The sequence below is a fragment of the Arthrobacter sp. BF1 genome, assembly GCF_056680215.1.
Genome location: NZ_CM155271.1, coordinates 307,563 through 327,722, shown reverse-complemented (window position 1 = coordinate 327,722; position 20,160 = coordinate 307,563). Strand labels below are relative to the sequence as shown.

Below are 20,160 nucleotides of genomic sequence, written 5' to 3'. Positions count from 1 at the left end.
GAGGTGAAGACCCATGGCCGGAGCTAAGGAACGTGTCCGGGTTGCGGGGCGGGAACTGACCCTCACCAACCTGGACAAAATCATCTACCCGGAGACCGGAACCACCAAGGCTGACGTCCTGGCCTACTACGCTGCCGTGGCCCACGTCCTGATCCCCGCGGCAGCCAACCGGCCCGCCACCCGCAAGCGCTGGGTCAACGGCGTGGGCACTGTGGCGAAGCCCGGCGAGGTGTTTTTCCAGAAAAATCTTGAGGATTCGGCGCCGGGCTGGCTCCCGCGTGCGGCCATCACACACAAGGAACGGACCATTTACTACCCACTGGTCAACGATGCGGCCACGCTGACGTGGTTTGGCCAGATCAACTCGCTGGAAATCCATGTGCCCCAGTGGCAGGTGAATTCCCACGGCAACCAACTGAATCCGGACCGCCTGGTGCTGGACCTGGACCCCGGCGACGGCGCAGGCCTGGCCGAATGCGTGGAAGTGGCCCTCCTGGCGCGCACCATCCTGCAGGACGTGGGCCTTGACCCCGTCCCGGTCACCAGCGGCAGCAAGGGCATCCACCTCTATGCCGCCCTTGACGGGGCCCAGACCTCCGACCGGATTTCCGAGTTTGCCCACGAACTGGCCCGCGCCCTGGAAGCGGACCACCCGGACCTGGCCGTGAGCGACATGAAGAAATCCCTGCGCAAGGGCAAGGTCCTGGTGGACTGGAGCCAGAACAGCGCGGCCAAAACAACCATCGTTCCGTACTCCCTGCGCGGCAGGCCCACGCCCATGGTCGCGGCGCCGCGGACCTGGCAGGAGATCAGCTCCCCCAAGCTCCAGCACCTCGACTACAGGGCCGTGATGCGCCGGGTGAAGGAAGGCAGGGACCCGTTCGCCGCCGTCGGGCACGGTGGCGCGCACCCTGGGGGCATCGAACAAGTAACGCACGACGGCGGCGCGCACCAGCGCTTGGCGAGGTACCGGTCGATGCGGGACCCTGATGCGACGCCCGAACCGTTCTCCGGTGCTTCAGGGAACGGCGACACCTTTGTGATTCAGGAGCACCACGCCAGCAGGCTCCACTTCGATTTCCGGCTGGAGCACGAGGGGGTGCTGGTCTCATGGGCCCTGCCGAAAGGCGTCCCGGAATCGGGCGGTAAAAACCACCTGGCGGTCCAAACCGAGGACCACCCCCTGGACTACGCCACCTTCGAAGGCACCATTCCGAAGGGCCAGTACGGCGCCGGCGAGGTCACCATCTGGGATCACGGCACCTACGAACTGGAAAAGTGGATCAACGGCAGGGAAGTTATCGCCACCCTGACGGGGTCAGAGGGGGGAGGGCTGGGCGGGACGAAGAAGTTCGCCCTGATCCACACCGGCCGGGGCCAGGGCAGGGACGCCGAGGGGCAGTGGCTGATCCACCTCATGGACAAGGACCACCACACGTTTCACCCCCGGAGATCTCCCGCCGAGGACTCGTCTGACACAGATGAGGCGGCAAGCGAGGACGCGGCCGAAGATGGTCCAGTAGAGAAGGAGCAGCAAGAACCGGCAGGCACGAAATCGAAATCGTCCGCGCCCCTGCGAGCAGAAGATTTCAGCCCCATGATGGCCACGGCCGGGACCGCCGCCGATCTGCAGGGCAGCGACTGGCGGTTCGAGCTCAAGTGGGACGGGGTCCGCGCCCTGATGGTGGCCGACGACGAGAAGGTCCGGATCATCAGCCGGAACGGGAACGATGTCACCGCAACCTACCCGGAACTGACAGAACGGTCCTGCTGGCCGGAGGGGCCGTTCGTTGCGGATGGTGAGATCTTCGCCGTCGGGCCTTCCGGAAAGCCTGACTTCGGTGTCCTTCAGGGGCGCATGAAGCTGACCCGCCCCGGCGACGTCGCCAAGGCACGCGCCGCCATTCCGGTCCGGCTGATGCTCTTTGACCTGCTGGCCCACGGTGACGAGGACCTTCGCCGGCTGCCGTTCGAAACGAGGCGGCAGCGTCTTGAGCAGTTCCACCGGCCTTCGGACTGCCCGGTGGAGCTTTCTCCGGTCCTGGAGGAAAAGATCGAGCACCTTCTGGAAAGCGCGCAGGAACTGGGGCTTGAGGGTGTCATGGCGAAGCGGACCGACAGCAGGTACGTCAGCGGGCAGCGGACCCGGACGTGGATCAAGATCAAGCTGGAGCAGACCCAGGAGGTGGTGGTGGGCGGCTGGCGGCCGGGCAAAGGCGGGCGGCAGAGTTCCGTGGGTTCGCTGCTGGTGGGCATCCCTGACGGCAAGACACTCCGGTACGTTGGCCGGGTAGGCACCGGGTTCAGCACCCGCGAACTGGAGGAGCTCAGGCAGAAAGTGGACAACCTCGCCCGTAAGACGTCACCGTTCGACGACGTCCCCCGCGAGGATGCCTCGGACGCCCACTGGGTCACACCGCGCCTGGTCGGCGAAGTGACGTTCGGCGAGTGGACGGGCAGTGGAAAGCTCAGGCATCCGGTGTGGCGTGGGTGGCGGCTGGACAAGAATGCCGAGGAAGTGGTGCCGGAGGCGTAGGCGCGGGTGGTGGTCCGGCGACGGGCAAGTTCCTTCAGGACACGGCAACGGCCTGGGGGACTCCCGTTTTCGGGTGTCCCCAGGCCGTCTGCGTTTCGGCTCATGATCTGCTGGCTGGCTCGTGTTTTGCGGGCCGCCAGGTCAGACGCGCGTCAGGATGAGTGCGGCATCTGCGGGCGGCCGGTGCGGTGAACGGCGGTGACGGCGGCCTCGTTGCCCACCTGGCCGTGGCCTGAACCACGTTCCTTGGGATGCCTGCGTTTACCGTTCCCGTCGGGCCAGTGCTGTTCGCCGGCCATTGCCGTGGTTACGGCGATGGTGGCCGGCCCAGGCATGGACTGCTCATCCATGGCTGCCGCGAGGTGATCCGCCACCTCAGGTTCAATCCTTGGTCCAGTATTTTGCTTAGCCATTTTTCTTCCTTTCCACAGACGAAGTGCCAGTGATATGAAGTGTTACCAGCGGACCTTCTTCTCGACCGGGCCCTGTTTGCCGCTGGCGTGCGTGGGCTTGTGGTTCTTACCGACGCTCTGCAATCCGGAATCGCCGCCCCGGGACTTGCTGGCGAGCATTGCCCGTTGCGCCTCGGTCAGCCCGGCCCGGATTCCCTTGGCATCGGGGCTGTCGGTCGAGGACTCCGACTGGTCGGATGCGTCTTGTTCGGTCATGAGGTGGAACCTTTCTGAGGAGGATCTGCTTGTCTGAGGAGATCAGCGAGGACGGGGCCAGTGTTAGGGCGAATGTTAGGGCGAATGTTAACAGGCCGCAGGGGTCCGCCTACTCAAAAATCAGTGTTCCCATGGGTCAACAATAGGCAGTTTGCGCCCTGGTTGTGAACCCCGCTTGGCTCCCTCGACGTTCGCGTGAAGCCACCGCCATACCCGTGGCGGCCGCCACATTCAGCGCCAAACCGGGCGCCAGAAGCCATGGGAAAGCGCCCGGAAGAAAAAGATTAGGTAACGGTCCCCCAGTTACGCCGGGATCCCAGTGCTGCCGCGGTGAAACCGGTGAAAAGAAATCTGCTAACACCGACTCAAAACGCCCCGAAACAAGCGATCCTACGGCATGAAACTCTCAATTGCCTCAAGATTCGCGTAAAATTGAAGGCCTGCCCAGAGCGGGGCAGCTACAAGTCGCAAGCAAATGACCTCCACAGGAGTCGCCCAAATGCCCACAGACCGAAGCACGACCGACTCTCCAGCAGGCGTTAACAGCGCCGGCGGAACCAACAATGCAGTAGTAACAAACGCACGACCTGCGAGTCCTTCAGGGCCACGCAAACCGAAGATCCTTGCACGGCGCCGGCTCAAAGAGTCCGACGTGAATGTCGTCAACCAGCCCATGCTGAAGAAAGCACTCGGCGGAACCATCGTGGGTAACACCATGGAGTGGTTCGACGTCGGCGTGTTCGGCTACCTGATTACCACCATGGGACCCGTTTTCCTCCCGGAGGCCGACAAATCCGTCCAGACGCTGTTCCTGCTGGGAACGTTCGCCGCCACCTTCATCGCCCGTCCACTCGGCGGCGTCGTGTTCGGCTGGCTCGGCGACAAGATCGGCCGGCAGAAAGTACTCGCCGCAACGCTGATGATTATGGCGGCGAGCACGTTCGCCGTCGGACTGCTGCCCGGATACGCGCAGATCGGCATCTGGGCCGCGGCGCTGCTGGTACTCCTAAAGCTCGTTCAGGGCTTCTCCACCGGTGGTGAATACGCCGGCGCCACAACCTTCGTCAGCGAATACGCGCCCGACAAGCGCCGTGGATTCTTTGCGAGCTTCCTGGACATGGGCAGCTACCTTGGCTTTGCCTTGGGTGCGGCGCTGGTTTCTGTCCTGCAGTTGACTCTTGGCCAGACAGTTATGGAGGAGTGGGGCTGGCGCATTCCTTTCCTGGTTGCAGGTCCGCTGGGCCTCATCGCCATCTACTTCCGGAACAAGATCGAGGAATCCCCTCAGTTCCAGGCCACTCTCGATGCGCAGGAAACCATTGGGCAGGCCAACGCCGCAGCTGACGTGGACAGTGCCAAGAGCCCGGTGGGAATCGTGAAGGCTTATTGGCGCTCGCTTATCGTCGCCATGATCCTTGTCGCCGCTGCCAACACTGCCGGCTACGCCTTGACGTCGTACATGCCGACGTATCTTACTGAGTCCAAGGGCTATGATCCTGTCCACGGGACGCTGCTGACCATCCCCGTGCTGGTCATCATGAGCCTCTGCATTCCCCTGACCGGGAAGCTGTCTGACCGGATCGGCCGCCGTCCCGTGCTGTGGATCGGCGCCATCAGCACCGTGGTGCTGGCCACCCCGGCCTTCCTGCTGATCGGCATCGGTGAAGTCTGGTCTACGCTGGCGGGCCTTGCCCTGATCGCCTTCCCGGTGACGTTCTATGTTGCGAACCTCGCCTCGGCGTTGCCCGCGCAGTTCCCGACAGCCAACAGGTACGGCGCCATGGGCATCGCCTACAACTTCGCGGTTGCCATCTTCGGCGGTACCACGCCGTTCATCGTGGCTGCGCTGATCAAGGCGACCGGCAACGACATGATGCCGGCCTACTACCTGATGGCCACGTCGGCTGTCGGGGCCGTGGCCATCTACTTCCTGAAGGAATCCGCCCAGCGTCCACTCCCGGGTTCCATGCCCAGCGTGGATACACAGGCGGAGGCCCGGGAGCTGGTTGCCACGCAGGACGAGAACCCGCTGATCGACCTGGACGATATGCCGTTTGAAACCCAGGACATCACCGATGCTTCGGCCGGGAAAGATTCCGCCGCCAAGCTTCCGGCCGGAGTCTAAGTAACACCCGGAACAACGGACCGGCCTGTTTCGGCCGGCTTGTAGCCCGCGCTCAAAGGCCCGTGCTGTGTGCTTTCCTTGGGGGAAGCACACAGGGCGGGCCTTAGCCGTGCCCGGGAGTTGGTGACGCCGGGAGATAATCGTGTGGAGGCTCCGGCTCCGGGGCAGAGACCAATGACAGGTGGTGTGCCCGCGTGAAGTCCGTCATGCGGCAGGTACACGCCCTGCACCGGCTTGAACCTGCGAACAACGACCACCTGGCAGCGCTTCGCGTGGCCACCAGCGTGGCCATTCCCTCACTCATCCTTCTGCTCCTGGGCCGCGCCGACCTGATCATCTACGCGGTGTTCGGCGCACTGACCGGGATGTATGGCCGGTCCGAGCCGCACCAGTTGAGGCTCCGCCACCAGTCCCAGGCAGCCCTGGTACTCGTCGGCGGGGTGGCAGTGGGCGTCTTCCTCTCCGTCAACCACCTCCATTCCTGGTGGCTGGTGGCCGTCGAGGCCGTGCTGGCAGGCGTCGGCTCGGTCTATTCGGACAGGGTGAAACTCAAACCAAACGGCCCGTTCTTCGGCATCCTTGCCCTGGGCGCCTGCGCCTCAGTCCCCCTGGCCGTCCCCTGGTATGTTGCCCTTGCCATCGCTGCGGGGGCCGCAGCCTTCTCCATGGCGGTGGGCTTCGGCGGCTGGATCCGTGGCCGTTCGTGGCAGCGCGGAGCCGCCCGCGATGTGGTGGTCCTGCGCGGCGCAGCAGGCCGGGCTGCCGCTGTGCACGCGGCTCGATACACGCTAGCGGTTGGCCTTGCCGGCACCATCGGGGTGCTCAGCGGCAGCGGCCATCCGCACTGGGCCATGGCTGCTGCTGCCGTGCCGCTCGCGGGAGCGGACTTCCCCAGCCGGGTGCGGCGAGGACTGCACCGCATAGTGGGGACCTTCCTCGGCCTGGCGGTCACCGCCGTCGTTCTTGTGCCCGAACCGTGGGCCCTCGCCCCCTTGTTCGCCGCCCATCAGGTGCTGGTCCTGGGCGTCCTGGTCATCCTTTTCCAGTTCACCACGGAGCTGTTCATGACCCGCCATTATGGGCTTGCCATGGTGTCATTCACACCGGTTATCCTGCTGATGACGCAGCTCGCGGCGCCGATCGATCCGACCGTGCTGATCCTGGAACGCGGCGTGGAAACCTTCGTGGGTGCGGTGGTGGGGATCCTGGTGGCGGTGGCCGTCCGGCAGCGAACGGTGCAACAACGTGCTGTTCGGTTCCCGCTACTTCGGCCTGCGCGCCGGTCCGGTGAGTAGCCGGTCCGGCAGCAGCCGCGCCGCAACCGCCACAGCCTTGTAACGCTTCGACGGGATGGAGACAGGCTTTCCGCGGAGGTTGGCCGCCAGGCCTTCGCGCACCACACGCTCCGCGGTCAGCCACGCCCAGGATGGTGCCACCGCCTTGTCCATGCCCATCCGCTCATGGAACTCGGTATGCGTCAGCCCCGGGCATACCGCCGTGACAGCGACGCCGCGCGCCGCGTAGGCCAGGTTGGCCCAGCGGCTAAAAACGAGCAGCCACGCCTTCGCCGCCGCGTACGTCCCCCGCGGCAGGAACGCCGCAATACTCGACACGTTGATGATCCGGCCGCTCCCCCGTTCCAGCATGCCTGGAAGCACGGCGTGGGTTAGTTCCAGTGCCGCCTCGCAATGCAGTCTGAGGTGCTGCTTCTCGTCCGCGATGCTGTTCTGTTCGAAGTCGCGCAGCAGGCCACTGCCCGCATTGTTCACCAGGATCCCCACCGGCCGAGTGGCGTCCGTCAGGCGTCCGACGACGGCGGCCACCCCGGCGTCGTCCGTCAGGTCTGCGGGCAGCACCTCCGCCGTGGTTCCGTAGCGCTGTTCCAGGTCCGCCGCTGTTTGCTCGAGGCGGTCCCGGTTCCTGGCCACGAGAACCAGATGGTGGCCCTGGGCCGCGAGTTGCCGGGCAAACTCGGCACCGAGACCGGCGCTGGCCCCGGTGACGAGGGCTGTTGTGGTGGCTGGTGTTGTCATTCGCCCAGACTAGCCGGACCGGGCCGGACCTTGCCGCCGCCAGGCGGGCGGGCGGGCGTTAGTCCTCAGGCCAGTCGATGTGCTGCTCGTAGCCCTCGTGCTGGCGGAGGTAGCCGGCGATAAACGGGCAATGCGGGATGATCCGTTTTCCCGATGCCACAACGTCGTCCAGGGCGAAGTGGGCGAGGACCTTGCCCAAGCCCTGGCCCTTGAACTCCTCGGCAGTCTCGGTGTGGCTGAAATCCACGTGTCCGGGCCGGTCCTCGAAGAAGGACTGGACGGCGATCTTCCCGCCCACTCTCAGCTCGTAACGGTGATGCCCATCGTCCCGGACCAGTGACACGGCCGGGCTGAACTCATCCTCTGTGGAAATCATGTTCTCAGTCATGGTTCGACATTGGCACTAGTTAGCCCCGCTGGCAATGGTCGCGCCTACCCCCCATGAGCCCGGACGGCACGCCTGGCAGCAACATCACCGGGGACACGATCCGGTACCCTCCCCAGCAGCAGGACGGCAAGAGCAAAGCAGGCCGCGCCGCCTCCAAGCAGTCCCAGCGTCAGGCCGTTGAACGCGGCGTCCGCCACGGGAATGAAAACGACGACGGCGGCCGTTACCACCGCGGGCGCGGGCCTGCCGCGGGTGTGGGCAGATGCCGTCGGACGATCCTCAAGGCGCCCGAACACTGCCAGCACGGGCAGCAGCACGGTGATCACGCCGAGGATGACCAGGGGCCGCGACCACCACCATTCGGCGGTCCCGGCCGCGGGTTTGGGAAAGTCCGTGAGGAGCAGCAGCCCGGACATGGCCGCCAGCAGCGGCAGGTGCCACAGGTACACCGTCATGGCACGGCGCCCGGCTGCCATGACTGTCGCCCGCACCCAGCCCACGTTCGACGCCCACTCGAGCCCTGGCCGGAAGAGTTGCAGTGCAGCGGCCTGCGACACGCCAAGCAGGAACAGGCAGAGATTCGGCGGGTTGAGGTTGACCAGCATGTTTCCGGTGTAGAGGCCCAGCCCGGTCACCGCGCCGAGCAGCAGATTTGCCGAGACGATGAGTCCGACCAAACCCGAGCGTGTGAGCCGAACGAAGTGACCGTCGGCCATCAGGAAGCCCATCTGCTGCACGGCGCACCAGAGGAACACCAGGTTTGCGTAGGCGAGAAGGGGCAAAGCGCCGCGGAAGCAGTCCACAGCAACAACCAGCGCAACCAAGACGGCCACAGTCAGCCAGGGGGCGCGCGCATGGAAGCAGGCCAGCAACGGGATATTCAGCTGGGCTGCAAGGTAGGCCGCGAGGAACCACAGCGGCATGCCTGCGCCGGTAACTATCAGCTGGACCACCTGCGGGGCCACGCCCACCAGGAGCGCGGCCCACAAGCCCAGGAACATGACGGCCAGGAGTGCAGCGGCCGGCCGGACCAGCCTCAGCAGCCGCGCCTGGGCAAACTCGAAACCATTGCCTCCGTTGGCCTTCATCCGCTGCCAGGACTGCAGGCCGGTGGTACCCCCGGTCACGAAAAACAGTGGCATCACCATAAAAATCCAGATGACCGGCACGAACCAGGGCTGGTCCCCCAGCGTATTTTCCGAGGTCACGGTGCCGTCCGCATGCAGGACCGGGCTGACCATCATGCAGTGGCCCACCACCACCAGGGCGAGGCAGACAAACCGGACAAGATCGATGCCCAGGTCGCGCTGGTGCGCCAGCCCGTGCAGGTGGGCGGATGGCCCTTGTTCCCTGACATCGCTCACGTGCAATCCCCTACGAGCGCTGAATGCCGTTGCCTTTTCCTATATTGTGCGCGCCGGGCGCGGTGACAGCCAGAAGGCGGGGGCGGCAGCAGGAAAGGGGCAGGTGGAACGGGGCGGCAACGGCGGTCCGGCTCAGCCCGCCGCCACTGCCAGCAACCCGAGCACGACGGCGAGCAACGGCGTCGTGCCCTGCAGAACCGCAGCGCGGAGGTACTTCCGCCCCGTGAGGGCAAGTACTGTGGCGGCCAGCAGCATGGAGCCGCAGCAGCTGAAGGTAAGGGTCCAGCCCACCACCTGCTGCGCGGATCCGCCCGCCCCGAACGTTACGCAGCCAACCCCGATGAAGGCGCCGAGGGCCAGGAACAGGTTGTAGAAGCCCTGGTTGTAGGCGAGTGGTTTGGTGGTTTCGGCGTCGGCCTGGGAATTGAGGCCAAAGCGCTTCCAGGTGGCCGGCTTGGTCCAGGTGATCGACTCCATGGTGAAGATGTAGACGTGCAGTGCCGCAGCAAGGAAAGCAAAAAGGAGGGAGGCCAGGATCATGTGCTGATCCTAGCCTCCCTCCCGCGCCGAACCGCTGGGCCCGCACAGAAACCTCAGCGGGTGAGCATCCCCAATGCCGCCCCCGCGAATATCTTGGCCGAGGTGTTCCAGTGGACCAGCAGGCCTTGGAGGTTTTCGCCGTCGGCCCGGTGCCCGGGCAGCTGTTCCTGGAGCGTGGAGAGCACGCCCGTTCGCAGCTCGGTATTGAAGTTGACCTTGCCCACGTTCATGGCGGCAGCCTTCACCAGCTCGTCCGCGGGAATCCCGGACGCGCCGTGGAGCACCAGCGGGATGTGGGTCCGCACGGCGATGTCCTGCAGAACGTCCCAGCGCAGCTGCGGCTCACCCTTGTATTTGCCGTGCACGTTCCCCACGGCGACGGCCAGCAGCTGGGCGCCGGTCCGGGCCACAAAATCCTCCACCTGGGCGGAGTCGGTCAGACCGGCAACTGCCACGCCGGCAGAGTCCGAGCCGAAGGCACGGTCCTCGTCGCCGGCCAGTCCGCCGAGTTCTGCTTCAAGCACGACGTCGGCACCCAGCAAGGCGCGCGCCTCGCGGACCAGCGCAATGTTGTCCTCATACGGCAGGGACGAACCGTCGGCGAGGACCGAATCCGCCCCCGCGGCGACGGCGTCGGCCATCACGTTCAGGTCCGTGGCGTGATCCAACTGGACGGCAACCGGAACGGAGGCTGCGTCCGCCAGGCCGCGGAGCGCGGCGATCAGCCGCAGGCCGTTGGGGGTGGCGGCCGTCTTGGGGGCGACCAGCAGGATGACGCCCCGGCCTGCGTCCTCGGCGGCGCCCACCACGGCAAGGGCTGTGGTGAAGTCGTAGCAGGTGAACGCCGGCACGGCCGAGCCCTGCTGGAGGGCTGTGGTGACCAGGTGGTCGAGTCGGGTGCGCATCAGACGCCCAGGCCTCCCACCAGGATCCAGGCCACGTAGGTCAGGAGGAAGCCTGCCACGCCCAGGACGGTGGTGAGGACGGTCCAGGTCTTGAGGCCGTCCGAAACGGTGAGGCCGTAGTAGCGCACCACGGTCCAGAAGCCGGCGTCGGTCACGTGGGACAGGCCCAAAGCGCCGAAGCCGATGGCGATCACGATCACGGCGATCTGAGCCGGCGAGTAGCCGCCTTCCATCACGGCGGAGGTCAGCAGGCCGGTGGTGGTGACGATGGCCACGGTCGCTGAACCTTGCGCTGCACGGAGCGCCAGCGAGATGACAAAGCCGAGCACGATGACCGGCAGGCCCAGGTGGTCCAGCGTCTGGGACAGTGCGGCGCCGATCCCCGAGGTCCGCAGGACCTCACCGAAGACACCGCCCGCTGCGACAACCATCAGGATCGAGGCGATGGGAGGCAGCGCGCCTTCGAAGATCTCGCCGGTTTCCTTCAGGGACCAGTTGCGGCGCACGGCCAGCAGGAAGAAGGACAGTGCCACGGCCACCAGGAGCGCGAAGAACGGGTTGCCGACGAATGCGGCGAGGCCGTACCAGGAGTTGTCCTTGGGGATGGTGAGCGTGCCCAGGGTACCAACGAGGATCTGCACGATCGGAGCGGCGATGAGGAAGATGATCAGGGCCGGGCGGGGCGGGGCGATGCCGGCGGCGCCGGGACCCTGATGGCCAACCTTGACCAGGGAGTCGGAGCCGTACTCGTCCACCTGGGCTTTGACGCCGGGAAGCAGTTCGTATTCCTTGCGGTTCATGATGCTGGCAACCCAGTAGGACAGGAAGCCGAGCGGGATGCAGATCAGCAGGGAGATCAGGGTGATGAGGCCGATGTCGGCCCCGAACACACCGGCGCCGGCCACGATGCCCGGGTGGGGCGGGACGGCGACGTGGATGGACAGCATGATGCCGGCCATGGGCAGGCCGAACTTGACCGGGTGCACGTTGGCGATCTTCGCGAAGGCATAGACGATCGGGACGAGCACAATGATGCCCACCTCGAAGAACACGGGGATGGCCACCAGGAACCCGACGGCGGTGAGGGCCACCGCGACGCGCTTGGCGCCGAGCTTCTCGGTGAAGTGCGCCGCGAGCGACTGGACGCCGCCGGAAACCTCGATCATCCGGCCCAGGACGGCGCCGAGCGCGATCAGCAGCGCAACTTTGCCCATGGTTCCGCCCACGCCGTTGGCGACGACGGTGAAGACGTCCTTGAACGGGATCTGGGACGCCACGGCCACGGCGATGCTCACCGTCAGCAGGGCCACGAAGGCCTGGATCTTGAAGCGGATGATCATCACCAGCAGGACGGCGATGCCAACGGCGGCGATGGTGAGGAGCAGTGGAGTACCCAGCTCCACTGCGGGTTTGATGGCTGGGGCGTCGGCCGCCCCCACCATCAGCGAGTTAATCAGGGGGTTCATTTCGGGTGTCTCCTTTGACAAGCCAGTCTTCCAGAGGACTGGCAAGATGGCGCTGGCTAGTTGTTAGGCGGGGGTGCGCTTGGTGGGGGCGACCACCTTGATGACGGCGGAATCGTCGGCTGCGGCAAGGCCCTGGGCCTGGCCCAGGAGGTAGAGCTGCTCGGCCGCGGCGGCAACGGGCGCTGCCAGGCCGGCGGCACGGGTGGCCTTGCCCACGATGCCCATGTCCTTGACGAAGATGTCCAGGCGGGACAGGACCTCGGCGCCTTCCTCGGTGTAGGCCTCGAGGATGCGGGGACCGCGGTTGGAGAGCATGAACGAACCGGCGGCGCCGGCCTCGAGGGCGGCGAGGGTTTTCGCCTGGTCCAGGCCGAGGGCGTCGGCGAGGGCCATGGCTTCGGCAGCTGCGGCGATGTGGACGCCGCAGAGGAGCTGGTTGACGGTCTTGAGGGCCTGGCCGTCCCCGGGCTTGTCGCCCACCACAGTCAGGGTGGAGGCGAGGAGTTCCAGTGCCGGGTTCGCCTTTTCACGGGCTTCGGGGGAAGCGCCCACCACGATCAGCAGGTCGCCTTCGCCGGCACGCTTGGGGCCGCCGGAGAGCGGCGCGTCCACGAGTTCGACGCCGTATTCGGCCAGCTTGGCCACGGTGGCGGGGATCGCTTCGGTACCCACGGTGCTGCCGAGGATCACGACGGCGCCCGGCTCCAGGACGGAGGCCACACCGTTCTCACCGAAGAGGACATCGTTGAGCTGTTCGCCGTTGCGGACCGCGAGGAGCAGGGCGTCGGCACCCTTGGCGGCTTCGCGGGCGGTAGCGAAGGTGGCGATGCCGGCTTCTTCGGCGAGCTTCAGGCGCGGCTCGGCGATGTCGAAGCCGTGGACGGTGAGCTCGCTGGCGAGCCGGGTGGCCATGGGCAGGCCCATGGCGCCGAGGCCCAGGACGGTGACGGTGTAGTTGCTGGTCATAGTGTTCTCCATTGAATTTTGGTGGTGGGCCCACGCCGGCGAGGGACCCGGCCCGAGCTTGCGAGGGTTGGGAGCCGGTGGGGACTAGAAGGTGTTGCTGAGCTTGCGCGTGACGTCGGCGAGGGACTGGTCGTCGCCCACGTTGCCTGCGAACACGATGTACGGGATGCCCTTGGCGGGGCCGTCCACCGGTTCCCAGAGCGAGACGATGCCCGGCAGCATGGGGCCGCGGACAATGGCATGCCGGATTTCCAGGCCGTGGGCGGCGACGTCGGAGGACGTGATGCCGCCCTTGGCGATGACGAACCGCGGCGGGAAAGTCTTCAGGGTCCGGTTGACCACAGCGACGACTGCGGCGGACACCGTGCGGGCGATCCGCAGGCTTTCGGCGGCGTCGTCAGTCTTGATGAGCAGTCGGCTCGTGTGGACGATAACGTCCCCGATGCGGAGTGCCTCCACCACGGTGTCCACCGTCTGGTTCAGGTAGCCGTCCGCAGCCGTTTCGGTTTCGGCAGCGAGCAGCTTCTCGACGTCGATCTCCACAATCCGCGCGGCGCTGTGCTGCTCGGTGAGGGCCTTCAGCTGGCGGGTGGTGACGCCCACGTGGGAGCCCACCACAATCAGGCCGCCCGCCTCGGAGGGCGTGTTGCCGGCGTAGGCCTCGGCACCGCTGAGCTCGGTACGGAGTTCCTGGCCGATCCGGGCACGTCCAAACGGCGGGCCCACACGGTACAGCAGCTTCTTGCCGCGGCGTTCGGCTTCCTCCAGGCCCAGGGACAGGGCGCGGAGGTCGTTTTCGGTGACGATGTCGGCCACGATCGGTGTGGAGTTCGTGGCGGGTTCGATGGCGTCGGCGATGGCCTTGGCGGTGATCTGCGGATCGGTGGAGGCGCGGATGATGTTCAGGTCCAGGACAATTACGGACTCTGCAGCGAAGCGGCCCTTCGACTTCTCTTCAACATACTTGGCCAGCTCGGAGTTGGCGTAGCCAAAGCTGGCGTCCTTGGCGAATTCGGTCTGCGCAGCGGGGGTAAGCGTGCCTGCGTCGTCGCCCGTACCGCGGGTGTAGTGCACGCCGCCGATGGTCACGCGGCCGGCGTCGGGGAACGCCGGAACCATCACGACGCCGTCGGTCGCTTCGCCGCTGACCTCGGCCACGGTGGCGGCGATGACGTCGGGCTCCAGGGGGTAGTGGCCCCGAAGGGTGGAGTCGCTGCGGCTCACGAAGCCCAGCCGCAGGCCGGAACCGGGCCCTGCGGTTGCTGACGCGGCGGCTACGGACCCGGCGGCGGCCAGGGCGTTGCGGACCACTTCCTCGTTCCGGACGGCCGCTTCGGCCGGGTCCAGGCTTCGGGTGTTTGTCAGCACGTAGACGGCAGGCTTGGCCTGCCCGAAGGCCCAGATGAAGTCCTCCACCTCCCAGCGGGTGAGCACCGGCAGGTCCGCAACGGACTGCGTACCGGTGGGGTCGTCGTCGAGCACTACCAGCATGCGGGGGCTCTCCGCATTGGAGGCGGCCACGGCGTCGGCAACAAGGCTGGCGGGAATCCGGACTTCGGCCGGGAAAGCGGCCAGGAGGTCTGCTTCAAGCGTCACTGTGCACTCCGTTGTGTGGGTATCTGTGTCTCAATGGGTAACTGTAAGATGTCTGACATCTAACATTTCAAATAGTGTGGCATAGGACATACAAACGCGCAAGTAGACTTGTCAGACATCTGGCGACGGTGTCAAGGGGGACAAATGGCACGGAAATCACTGGTGGGCGTTGTGGCCGACGAACTCCTGGACCGGATCATCGCCGGGGATTTCCCGCCCGGATCCAGTGTGCCCGGCGAGCTTGAGCTCAGCGCCAAGCACGAGGTCAGCCGCATGACCGTGCGTGAAGCCATGAAGACTCTTGAGGCGCAGCGGATCCTGAGTGTGGAACGCGGACGCGGCACCTTTGTGAACCCGCTGAACCGCTGGGCCTCGCTGGAAGCCGTGCTGCGCGCCGCCTCTGAGGGCCAGAACGAAGCTTCGGCCTCCGTGCAACTCATTGAGCTCCGCAGGATGCTGGAAACCGGAGCCTGCGAGCTGGCCGCGTCCCGGATCAGCAACGGGGACATCGAGGCACTCTTCGGCAACGTCGCGGCCATGCGGCTGGCTCATGACGTCAATGACGTGGCTGCGTTTGTCGAGGCCGACCTCGCTTTCCACGACCTCATCCTGCGCGCTTCGGAGAACGTTTTTGTGGCCGTCCTCTTTGAACCCCTGCAGCGCGTCCTGGAAAAACGCCGCGCGGAAACCTCGGCGGTTCGCACCATCCAGGAGCACGCGATCGGCCACCACCAGCTCATTGCCGAGGCCTTGGAATTACGCGATCCCGCCAAGGCCCGTGAAGCCATGGATTCCCATATGCAGCAAACTTTGGACGATCTCAGGAACCTGGTTCTCGAGGCACCCTGACCCTTTTGACAACGTTCCCGGCTCTGGCCACGCCCGGAAATCGCTACTAGGGTTCAAGGACGGCCCGCAACCGGGAAGCGAAGGCGATCACGAGGAGCGAAGTTGTCCAATCACACGTACAGCATTACTGAAATTGTCGGCACCTCCGAAGAAGGCGTTGACGCAGCAGTCCGCAACGGCATCGCCGAAGCCAGCAAGACGCTGCGCAATCTTGACTGGTTTGAAGTGAAGGAAATTCGCGGCCACCTCGAGGACGGCAAGATCGCCGACTGGCAGGTGCGGGTCAAGCTGGGCTTCCGCCACGAAGGCTAATCCCGCCTGCTCTTAACAGACGGCATTCCTGATGGCCGCGCCTTCAGCGCGGCCATCGGTGTTTAACCAGCGCGCGGCGAAGTGGCTGACGGCGGGCGGAAAAATGCATAGGCTCGTACCTGGAGCATTTCCGAAAACGGTTTCCGGGAGGCACAAGCTCCCGGAACCCTCTCTTGCAGCAACAAAGGAGTCACCTATGACTGACATCTCGCTGAATAACGGCGTCACCATTCCCCAGCTCGGCTTCGGCGTTTTCCAGGTGCCGCCGGAAGACACGCAGCGGATCGTCGAGGACGCCCTCGAAGCCGGCTACCGCCACATCGACACGGCGGCCGCGTACCGCAACGAGGCCGGCGTGGGCGCAGCCATTGCAGCCTCCGGAATTCCGCGCGAAGAACTTTTCATCACCACCAAACTCCGTAACGGCGACCAGGGACGGGCGCAGGAAGCCTTCCAGGACAGCCTCAAGGCGCTTGGCCTTGAATTCCTGGACCTCTACCTCATCCACTGGCCGGTTCCGTCGCAGGGGCTCTTTGTCCAGGCATGGAAGGAAATGGAACACCTGTACGCAGGTGAGCAGCTCCGTGCCATCGGTGTCTCCAACTTCCTTTCCGACCACCTGGACACGCTGCTCGAGTCCAGTGGCGTCGTTCCGGCCGTGAACCAGATCGAGCTTCACCCCAGCTACCAGCAGGCCGAGCTTGCCGCGAAGAGCCGTGCCCTCGGCATCGCAGTGGAGGCCTACAGCCCCTTGGGCCAGGGCGGTGACCTGAACGGAAACGCTGTTACCGCCGTCGCGCAGGCCCACCACGCCACCACCGCCCAGGTGGTCCTGGCGTGGCACCTCGCTGCCGGAACCATCGTCATTCCCAAGTCAGCTGACTCGGCACGCATGCGCGAGAACTTCGCTGCCACGTCCTTGGGACTGACCGACGACGAACTCGCCTCGATCACCGCCCTCGAGCGGGGCGCGCGCATCGGTTCCGATCCCGCCGTCGCAGCTTTCTCGCAGTTCTAGAACCGCTGACCGGGCCTGCCGGCGACCCCGGCAGGCCCGAGGGCGGAGCCTGGCGAAACCAATTCCGGACAGTAAGGATTCCCCGTGAAGTACACGCATCTTGGACGTTCCGGCCTCAAGGTGTCCCGGCTCTGCCTGGGCACCATGAATTTCGGCCCGCATACCGACGAACCCGACGCCCACAAGATCATGGATGCCGCCTCGGACACCGGCATCAACTTCTTTGACACGGCCAACGTCTACGGCGGAGCCGGGCACCGGGGCTGGACGGAGGAGATCATCGGGCGCTGGTTTGCCGGGGGTGGCGAGCGCCGGGAACGGACCGTCCTGGCCACCAAGCTTTACGGCACCATGACGGACCGTCCCAACGAGTCCAGGCTCTCGGCCCTGAATATCAGGCGCGCCTTGGATGCCAGCCTCAAGCGCCTGCAGACGGACTACATCGATGTCTACCAGTTCCACCACATCGACCGGGACACCCCGTGGGACGAAATCTGGCAGGCCATCGAGGTTGCCGTCCAGCAGGGCAAAATCCTCTACTCAGGCAGCAGCAACTTCGCCGGCTGGCACATCGCCCAGGCGCAGGAGGCCGCCCGCCGCCGGAACTACAACGGGCTGATCAGCGAGCAGTCCATCTACAACCTGCTCCGCCGCGACGTTGAACTGGAGGTCATTCCCGCCGCACAGCAATATGGGCTGGGGCTGATCCCGTGGTCCCCGCTCCAAGGCGGCCTACTCGGCGGGGTGCTGAAAAAGGAAAGCGCCGGCGTCCGGCGCTCGGAAGGGCGGGCGGCGGAGACGCTCAAGAGTCACAGAGAACAGATTCAGCAGTTCGAGGACTTCGCGGACGACTTGGGCCACGAACCCGGCGACATCGCACTCGCCTGGCTGCTCCACCAGCCCGCGGTCACCGCGCCGATCGTGGGTCCACGCACGCAGCAACAGCTCGACGCCGCCATCCGGGCTCTGGACGTCACACTCGACGACGCAGCACTCAAGAAACTCGACGTTATTTTCCCGGGCCATCGTCCGGCACCGGAAGACTACGCGTGGTGAATCTGCTGGGTCCCGAAGCCGACACCGTGGCACCACGGAACCTCCTCTTCCTGGGCGGCACCGGGGTGATCAGCGCAGCAGCGGCACAACGCGCCGTCGTCCTCGGGCACCGGGTGACCATTCTCAACCGCGGGCAATCCGCGAGGCCCGTGCCGGAGGGTGCCGAGGTGCTGTACGCGGACATCCAGGACGCGGCGGCCGTGCGGGACGTACTGGCGGGGAGGGAGTTCGACGCCGTCGCGGACTTTATTACCTTCACCCCGGATCAGGCGCGGGCCAACATACAGCAGTTCCGGGGCCGCACCGGCCAGTACGTGTTCATCAGTACGGCGTCGGCCTACCAGAAGCCGCCCACCCGGTTGCCGATTCTCGAATCCACACCGCTGAAAAACCCGTTCTGGCAGTATTCGCGGGACAAGATCGCCTGCGAGGACGTACTGTTCGAGGCGTACCGGTCGGACGATTTTCCGGTGACGGTGGTGCGCCCGTCCCACACCTATGACCGCACCAGGGTGGGCCTGGTGGGCGGCTGGACGGACATTCACCGCATGCGCACCGGCCAGCCGGTCATGGTGCATGGTGACGGCACCTCGCTCTGGACGGTGACTCACGCCCGGGACTTCGCCAAGGCGTTTGTGGGGCTGCTCGGCCGGCCGCAGGCGGTGGGCGAGAGTTACACCATCACCTCGGACGAGTACCTTCCTTGGAACCAGATCTACGGCCTGTTTGCGCGCGCGGCCGGGGTTTCCGACCCCGAATTGGTCCATATCGCGTCCGAAACCATTGCCGCGCACAGCGCCGGATACAGCCCCCAACTCGGGCCCAGCCTGCTCGGCGACCGGGCCCATTCGGTGGTGTTCGACAACAGCAAGATCAAAGCCCTGGTGCCGGGCTACACTGCCACCATTCCCTTCGCGGACGGAACCCGGGAGATCGTTAACTGGTACGACAGCCACCCTGAGCTGCAGGTGGTCGACCACGAATTCATGGCGCTGAGCGATCGGCTGATTCGGTGGGCGCGAAGCGCGGGCTAGGCTTCCTCAACCCACGCTGTCTTTCTCAACCCACTGGGCCCGCCATTCGGGCGCGTCGAAAGCCTCGCTCCAGTAGGCCGTCTCCTTAGCTATCTTGCCGTCCCGGAACTCGAAGATGAACACCGTTTCGTACTTCGGCCCGTTGTAGTCCAGGAGGGCTTCGGCCACCACCAGGTTCCCGCCACTCGTCAGGCGGCGCGGCGTGATGGTGGGCAGTTGGGGGAAGGCGCCATAGATCCCCCGCCGGTTTTCCGCGCCGCGCACAACTTCACCGGACTGCGGCCAGTGCATCACCGCGTCGTCGTGAAAAAGCTCGTCCATGACTTCTGTATGGCGCTCGTTGATGCACGCGATCAACCGGCTGACCACGTTTTCATTAGCGCTTGATTCACCCATTTTTGACCTGATTTCTGATCATTCCAGCGGACCGCCAATACTTGAATTGTCCTCCGGAAGTCCGCGCTTTGCCACGGTGACGCTGGGTTCGTCGGCGCAACAGCCAGGCGCCACGTTCTGTTGTGGCCCGATTCGATTCTATTGTTAGTCGATAACAACGCATTGAAAGTCGATAGGCAAGGAGATCCCATGGGAAAGCTGCTTACAGTCGCCCTGCGCACAATTCTGGCGCTGGTGCTCGCCGGTTCGCTGTTCGTCCAAGCGTGGATGGTGCCCCTGCTGTCCACCGACTTGGAGGAAGCCGGGACTGAGCCGGGGGTACGCATCCTGGCCCTGGCGATCGTGGTCCTGGGTATCGCCACGGTCCAAGTCACGCTGGTTTGCGTGTGGCGCCTCCTGGCGATGGTGCGGCGCGGAACGGTGTTCTCCCACGCCGCGTTCCGCTACGTTGACGTTATCTTCGGTGCGCTGGCAACCGCGTCAGTCCTCGTGTTCGCGCTTGCGGTGATGCTCGCCCCGGGCGACGCCGCGCCCGGCATAGTGCTGCTGATTTGCGGCGCGTCGCTGCTAATCGCAGGCGTTGCCCTGATTATCCTCGTCCTCCGGGCGCTCCTGGCCCAGGCAGTGGCCCGCGACGGCGAAGCCAACCAGTTGCGTGCTGAACTGGGCGAGGTCATCTGATGCCGATCGTCGTCGACATTGACGTCATGCTGGCGCGGCGCAAGATGCCTGTGGGCGAGCTGGCCGACCGGATTGGAATTACGCCGGCAAACCTTGCGGTACTGAAGAACGGCCGCGCCAAGGCCGTCCGGTTCACCACCCTGGAGGCGCTGTGCGAAGTCCTCGACTGCCAGCCCGGTGAACTGCTGCGATGGGAACCCGGCGAACCGCAAGACGCCACTGCCTGA

The 20,160-nt window shown here is 65.4% G+C and carries 21 protein-coding genes; 10 read left to right on the top strand and 11 right to left on the bottom strand.

Annotation, left to right across the window (positions count from 1 at the left end; genetic code table 11):
- Positions 1-13 precede the first annotated feature (13 nt).
- Positions 14-2,536, top strand: a complete 2,523-nt coding sequence (locus AC1MCD_RS01560) for an ATP-dependent DNA ligase (RefSeq protein WP_498675246.1) — start codon at positions 14-16, stop codon at positions 2,534-2,536.
- A gap of 152 nt (positions 2,537-2,688) precedes the next feature.
- Here the strand turns inward: AC1MCD_RS01560 and AC1MCD_RS01555 are convergent, their stop codons facing one another.
- Both AC1MCD_RS01555 and AC1MCD_RS01550 read right to left on the bottom strand, forming a co-directional pair.
- A complete protein-coding gene (locus AC1MCD_RS01555) occupies positions 2,689-2,949 on the bottom strand; it encodes a hypothetical protein (protein WP_498675244.1) in 261 nt (86 codons plus the stop codon).
- Positions 2,950-2,991: 42 nt separating this feature from the next.
- Positions 2,992-3,204, bottom strand: a complete 213-nt coding sequence (locus AC1MCD_RS01550; RefSeq protein WP_498675242.1) for a hypothetical protein — start codon at positions 3,202-3,204, stop codon at positions 2,992-2,994.
- Positions 3,205-3,703: 499 nt separating this feature from the next.
- On the opposite strand from AC1MCD_RS01550, the gene AC1MCD_RS01545 reads away from it, so the two are divergent.
- Positions 3,704-5,329, top strand: coding sequence for an MFS transporter (locus tag AC1MCD_RS01545; RefSeq protein WP_498675240.1), 1,626 nt, complete (start codon positions 3,704-3,706; stop codon positions 5,327-5,329).
- Positions 5,330-5,523: 194 nt separating this feature from the next.
- On the top strand, positions 5,524-6,624 hold the full coding sequence (locus AC1MCD_RS01540; protein ID WP_498675238.1) for an FUSC family protein: 1,101 nt from the start codon (positions 5,524-5,526) through the stop codon (positions 6,622-6,624).
- Here the strand turns inward: AC1MCD_RS01540 and AC1MCD_RS01535 are convergent.
- The 8 genes from AC1MCD_RS01535 to AC1MCD_RS01500 all read right to left on the bottom strand — a co-directional run bounded on the left by AC1MCD_RS01535 (position 6,592) and on the right by AC1MCD_RS01500 (position 14,587).
- A complete protein-coding gene (locus AC1MCD_RS01535; protein ID WP_498675236.1) occupies positions 6,592-7,362 on the bottom strand; it encodes an SDR family NAD(P)-dependent oxidoreductase in 771 nt (256 codons plus the stop codon). The two genes, AC1MCD_RS01540 and AC1MCD_RS01535, sit on opposite strands and share 33 nt — an antisense overlap.
- A 58-nt stretch (positions 7,363-7,420) precedes the next feature.
- Positions 7,421-7,750 carry a GNAT family N-acetyltransferase gene (locus AC1MCD_RS01530; RefSeq protein WP_498675234.1) on the bottom strand — a complete coding sequence of 110 codons (330 nt, stop codon included), beginning with the start codon at positions 7,748-7,750 and terminating at the stop codon, positions 7,421-7,423.
- A gap of 44 nt (positions 7,751-7,794) precedes the next feature.
- Entirely contained in the window at positions 7,795-9,114 is a 1,320-nt protein-coding gene (locus AC1MCD_RS01525) for an acyltransferase family protein (protein ID WP_498675231.1), read from the bottom strand.
- A gap of 132 nt (positions 9,115-9,246) precedes the next feature.
- Complete coding sequence (locus tag AC1MCD_RS01520) at positions 9,247-9,654, bottom strand: DUF1304 domain-containing protein (protein ID WP_498675229.1); 408 nt, start codon at positions 9,652-9,654, stop codon at positions 9,247-9,249.
- A gap of 53 nt (positions 9,655-9,707) precedes the next feature.
- Positions 9,708-10,559, bottom strand: a complete 852-nt coding sequence (locus tag AC1MCD_RS01515; protein WP_498675227.1) for a class II fructose-bisphosphate aldolase — start codon at positions 10,557-10,559, stop codon at positions 9,708-9,710.
- Positions 10,559-12,025 carry a GntP family transporter gene (locus AC1MCD_RS01510; RefSeq protein ID WP_498675226.1) on the bottom strand — a complete coding sequence of 489 codons (1,467 nt, stop codon included), beginning with the start codon at positions 12,023-12,025 and terminating at the stop codon, positions 10,559-10,561. Before AC1MCD_RS01510 ends, AC1MCD_RS01515 begins: the two co-directional genes overlap by 1 nt.
- A 63-nt stretch (positions 12,026-12,088) precedes the next feature.
- Positions 12,089-12,991: an NAD(P)-dependent oxidoreductase gene (locus tag AC1MCD_RS01505; protein WP_498675224.1), complete on the bottom strand. Its 903-nt coding sequence runs from the start codon at positions 12,989-12,991 to the stop codon at positions 12,089-12,091.
- 84 nt (positions 12,992-13,075) lie between these two features.
- Complete coding sequence (locus tag AC1MCD_RS01500; RefSeq protein WP_498675221.1) at positions 13,076-14,587, bottom strand: four-carbon acid sugar kinase family protein; 1,512 nt, start codon at positions 14,585-14,587, stop codon at positions 13,076-13,078.
- 144 nt (positions 14,588-14,731) lie between these two features.
- Here AC1MCD_RS01500 and AC1MCD_RS01495 point away from each other — a divergent pair, with 144 nt between their 5' ends.
- The 5 genes from AC1MCD_RS01495 (at position 14,732) to AC1MCD_RS01475 (ending at position 18,856) form a co-directional block, all read left to right on the top strand.
- A complete protein-coding gene (locus AC1MCD_RS01495) occupies positions 14,732-15,436 on the top strand; it encodes a FadR/GntR family transcriptional regulator (protein WP_498675218.1) in 705 nt (234 codons plus the stop codon).
- A gap of 102 nt (positions 15,437-15,538) precedes the next feature.
- Positions 15,539-15,748: a dodecin gene (locus AC1MCD_RS01490; RefSeq protein ID WP_491349428.1), complete on the top strand. Its 210-nt coding sequence runs from the start codon at positions 15,539-15,541 to the stop codon at positions 15,746-15,748.
- A gap of 196 nt (positions 15,749-15,944) precedes the next feature.
- The gene (locus tag AC1MCD_RS01485) at positions 15,945-16,766 is read left to right on the top strand and encodes an aldo/keto reductase (RefSeq protein ID WP_498675216.1); all 822 of its coding nucleotides are present in this window, start codon (positions 15,945-15,947) and stop codon (positions 16,764-16,766) included.
- A gap of 84 nt (positions 16,767-16,850) precedes the next feature.
- On the top strand, positions 16,851-17,822 hold the full coding sequence (locus AC1MCD_RS01480; RefSeq protein ID WP_498675214.1) for an aldo/keto reductase: 972 nt from the start codon (positions 16,851-16,853) through the stop codon (positions 17,820-17,822).
- Entirely contained in the window at positions 17,819-18,856 is a 1,038-nt protein-coding gene (locus AC1MCD_RS01475) for an NAD-dependent epimerase/dehydratase family protein (RefSeq protein WP_498675212.1), read from the top strand. The genes AC1MCD_RS01480 and AC1MCD_RS01475 overlap by 4 nt, the downstream gene beginning before the upstream one ends.
- Before the next feature lie 6 nt (positions 18,857-18,862).
- Here AC1MCD_RS01475 and AC1MCD_RS01470 read toward each other — a convergent pair whose 3' ends face one another.
- Positions 18,863-19,177 carry a nuclear transport factor 2 family protein gene (locus AC1MCD_RS01470; RefSeq protein WP_498675210.1) on the bottom strand — a complete coding sequence of 105 codons (315 nt, stop codon included), beginning with the start codon at positions 19,175-19,177 and terminating at the stop codon, positions 18,863-18,865.
- Between the two features lie 264 nt (positions 19,178-19,441).
- On the opposite strand from AC1MCD_RS01470, the gene AC1MCD_RS01465 reads away from it, so the two are divergent.
- Both AC1MCD_RS01465 and AC1MCD_RS01460 read left to right on the top strand, forming a co-directional pair.
- The gene (locus tag AC1MCD_RS01465) at positions 19,442-19,933 is read left to right on the top strand and encodes a DUF2975 domain-containing protein (RefSeq protein ID WP_498675207.1); all 492 of its coding nucleotides are present in this window, start codon (positions 19,442-19,444) and stop codon (positions 19,931-19,933) included.
- Positions 19,933-20,160, top strand: a complete 228-nt coding sequence (locus AC1MCD_RS01460) for a helix-turn-helix domain-containing protein (RefSeq protein WP_498675204.1) — start codon at positions 19,933-19,935, stop codon at positions 20,158-20,160. Before AC1MCD_RS01465 ends, AC1MCD_RS01460 begins: the two co-directional genes overlap by 1 nt.

Excerpts from the sequence above, each read along its gene's own strand:
- AC1MCD_RS01550 (WP_498675242.1), bottom strand. The coding sequence starts at position 3,204 with ATGACCGAACAAGACGCATCCGACCAGTCGGAGTCCTCGACCGACAGC.
- AC1MCD_RS01535 (WP_498675236.1), bottom strand. The coding sequence starts at position 7,362 with ATGACAACACCAGCCACCACAACAGCCCTCGTCACCGGGGCCAGCGCC.
- AC1MCD_RS01505 (WP_498675224.1), bottom strand. The coding sequence starts at position 12,991 with ATGACCAGCAACTACACCGTCACCGTCCTGGGCCTCGGCGCCATGGGC.
- AC1MCD_RS01555 (WP_498675244.1), bottom strand. The coding sequence starts at position 2,949 with ATGGCTAAGCAAAATACTGGACCAAGGATTGAACCTGAGGTGGCGGAT.
- AC1MCD_RS01510 (WP_498675226.1), bottom strand. The coding sequence starts at position 12,025 with ATGAACCCCCTGATTAACTCGCTGATGGTGGGGGCGGCCGACGCCCCA.
- AC1MCD_RS01530 (WP_498675234.1), bottom strand. The coding sequence starts at position 7,750 with ATGACTGAGAACATGATTTCCACAGAGGATGAGTTCAGCCCGGCCGTG.
- AC1MCD_RS01485 (WP_498675216.1), top strand. The coding sequence starts at position 15,945 with ATGACTGACATCTCGCTGAATAACGGCGTCACCATTCCCCAGCTCGGC.
- AC1MCD_RS01470 (WP_498675210.1), bottom strand. The coding sequence starts at position 19,177 with ATGGACGAGCTTTTTCACGACGACGCGGTGATGCACTGGCCGCAGTCC.
- AC1MCD_RS01495 (WP_498675218.1), top strand. The coding sequence starts at position 14,732 with ATGGCACGGAAATCACTGGTGGGCGTTGTGGCCGACGAACTCCTGGAC.
- AC1MCD_RS01545 (WP_498675240.1), top strand. The coding sequence starts at position 3,704 with ATGCCCACAGACCGAAGCACGACCGACTCTCCAGCAGGCGTTAACAGC.
- AC1MCD_RS01520 (WP_498675229.1), bottom strand. The coding sequence starts at position 9,654 with ATGATCCTGGCCTCCCTCCTTTTTGCTTTCCTTGCTGCGGCACTGCAC.
- AC1MCD_RS01465 (WP_498675207.1), top strand. The coding sequence starts at position 19,442 with ATGGGAAAGCTGCTTACAGTCGCCCTGCGCACAATTCTGGCGCTGGTG.
- AC1MCD_RS01560 (WP_498675246.1), top strand. The coding sequence starts at position 14 with ATGGCCGGAGCTAAGGAACGTGTCCGGGTTGCGGGGCGGGAACTGACC.
- AC1MCD_RS01515 (WP_498675227.1), bottom strand. The coding sequence starts at position 10,559 with ATGCGCACCCGACTCGACCACCTGGTCACCACAGCCCTCCAGCAGGGC.
- AC1MCD_RS01460 (WP_498675204.1), top strand. The coding sequence starts at position 19,933 with ATGCCGATCGTCGTCGACATTGACGTCATGCTGGCGCGGCGCAAGATG.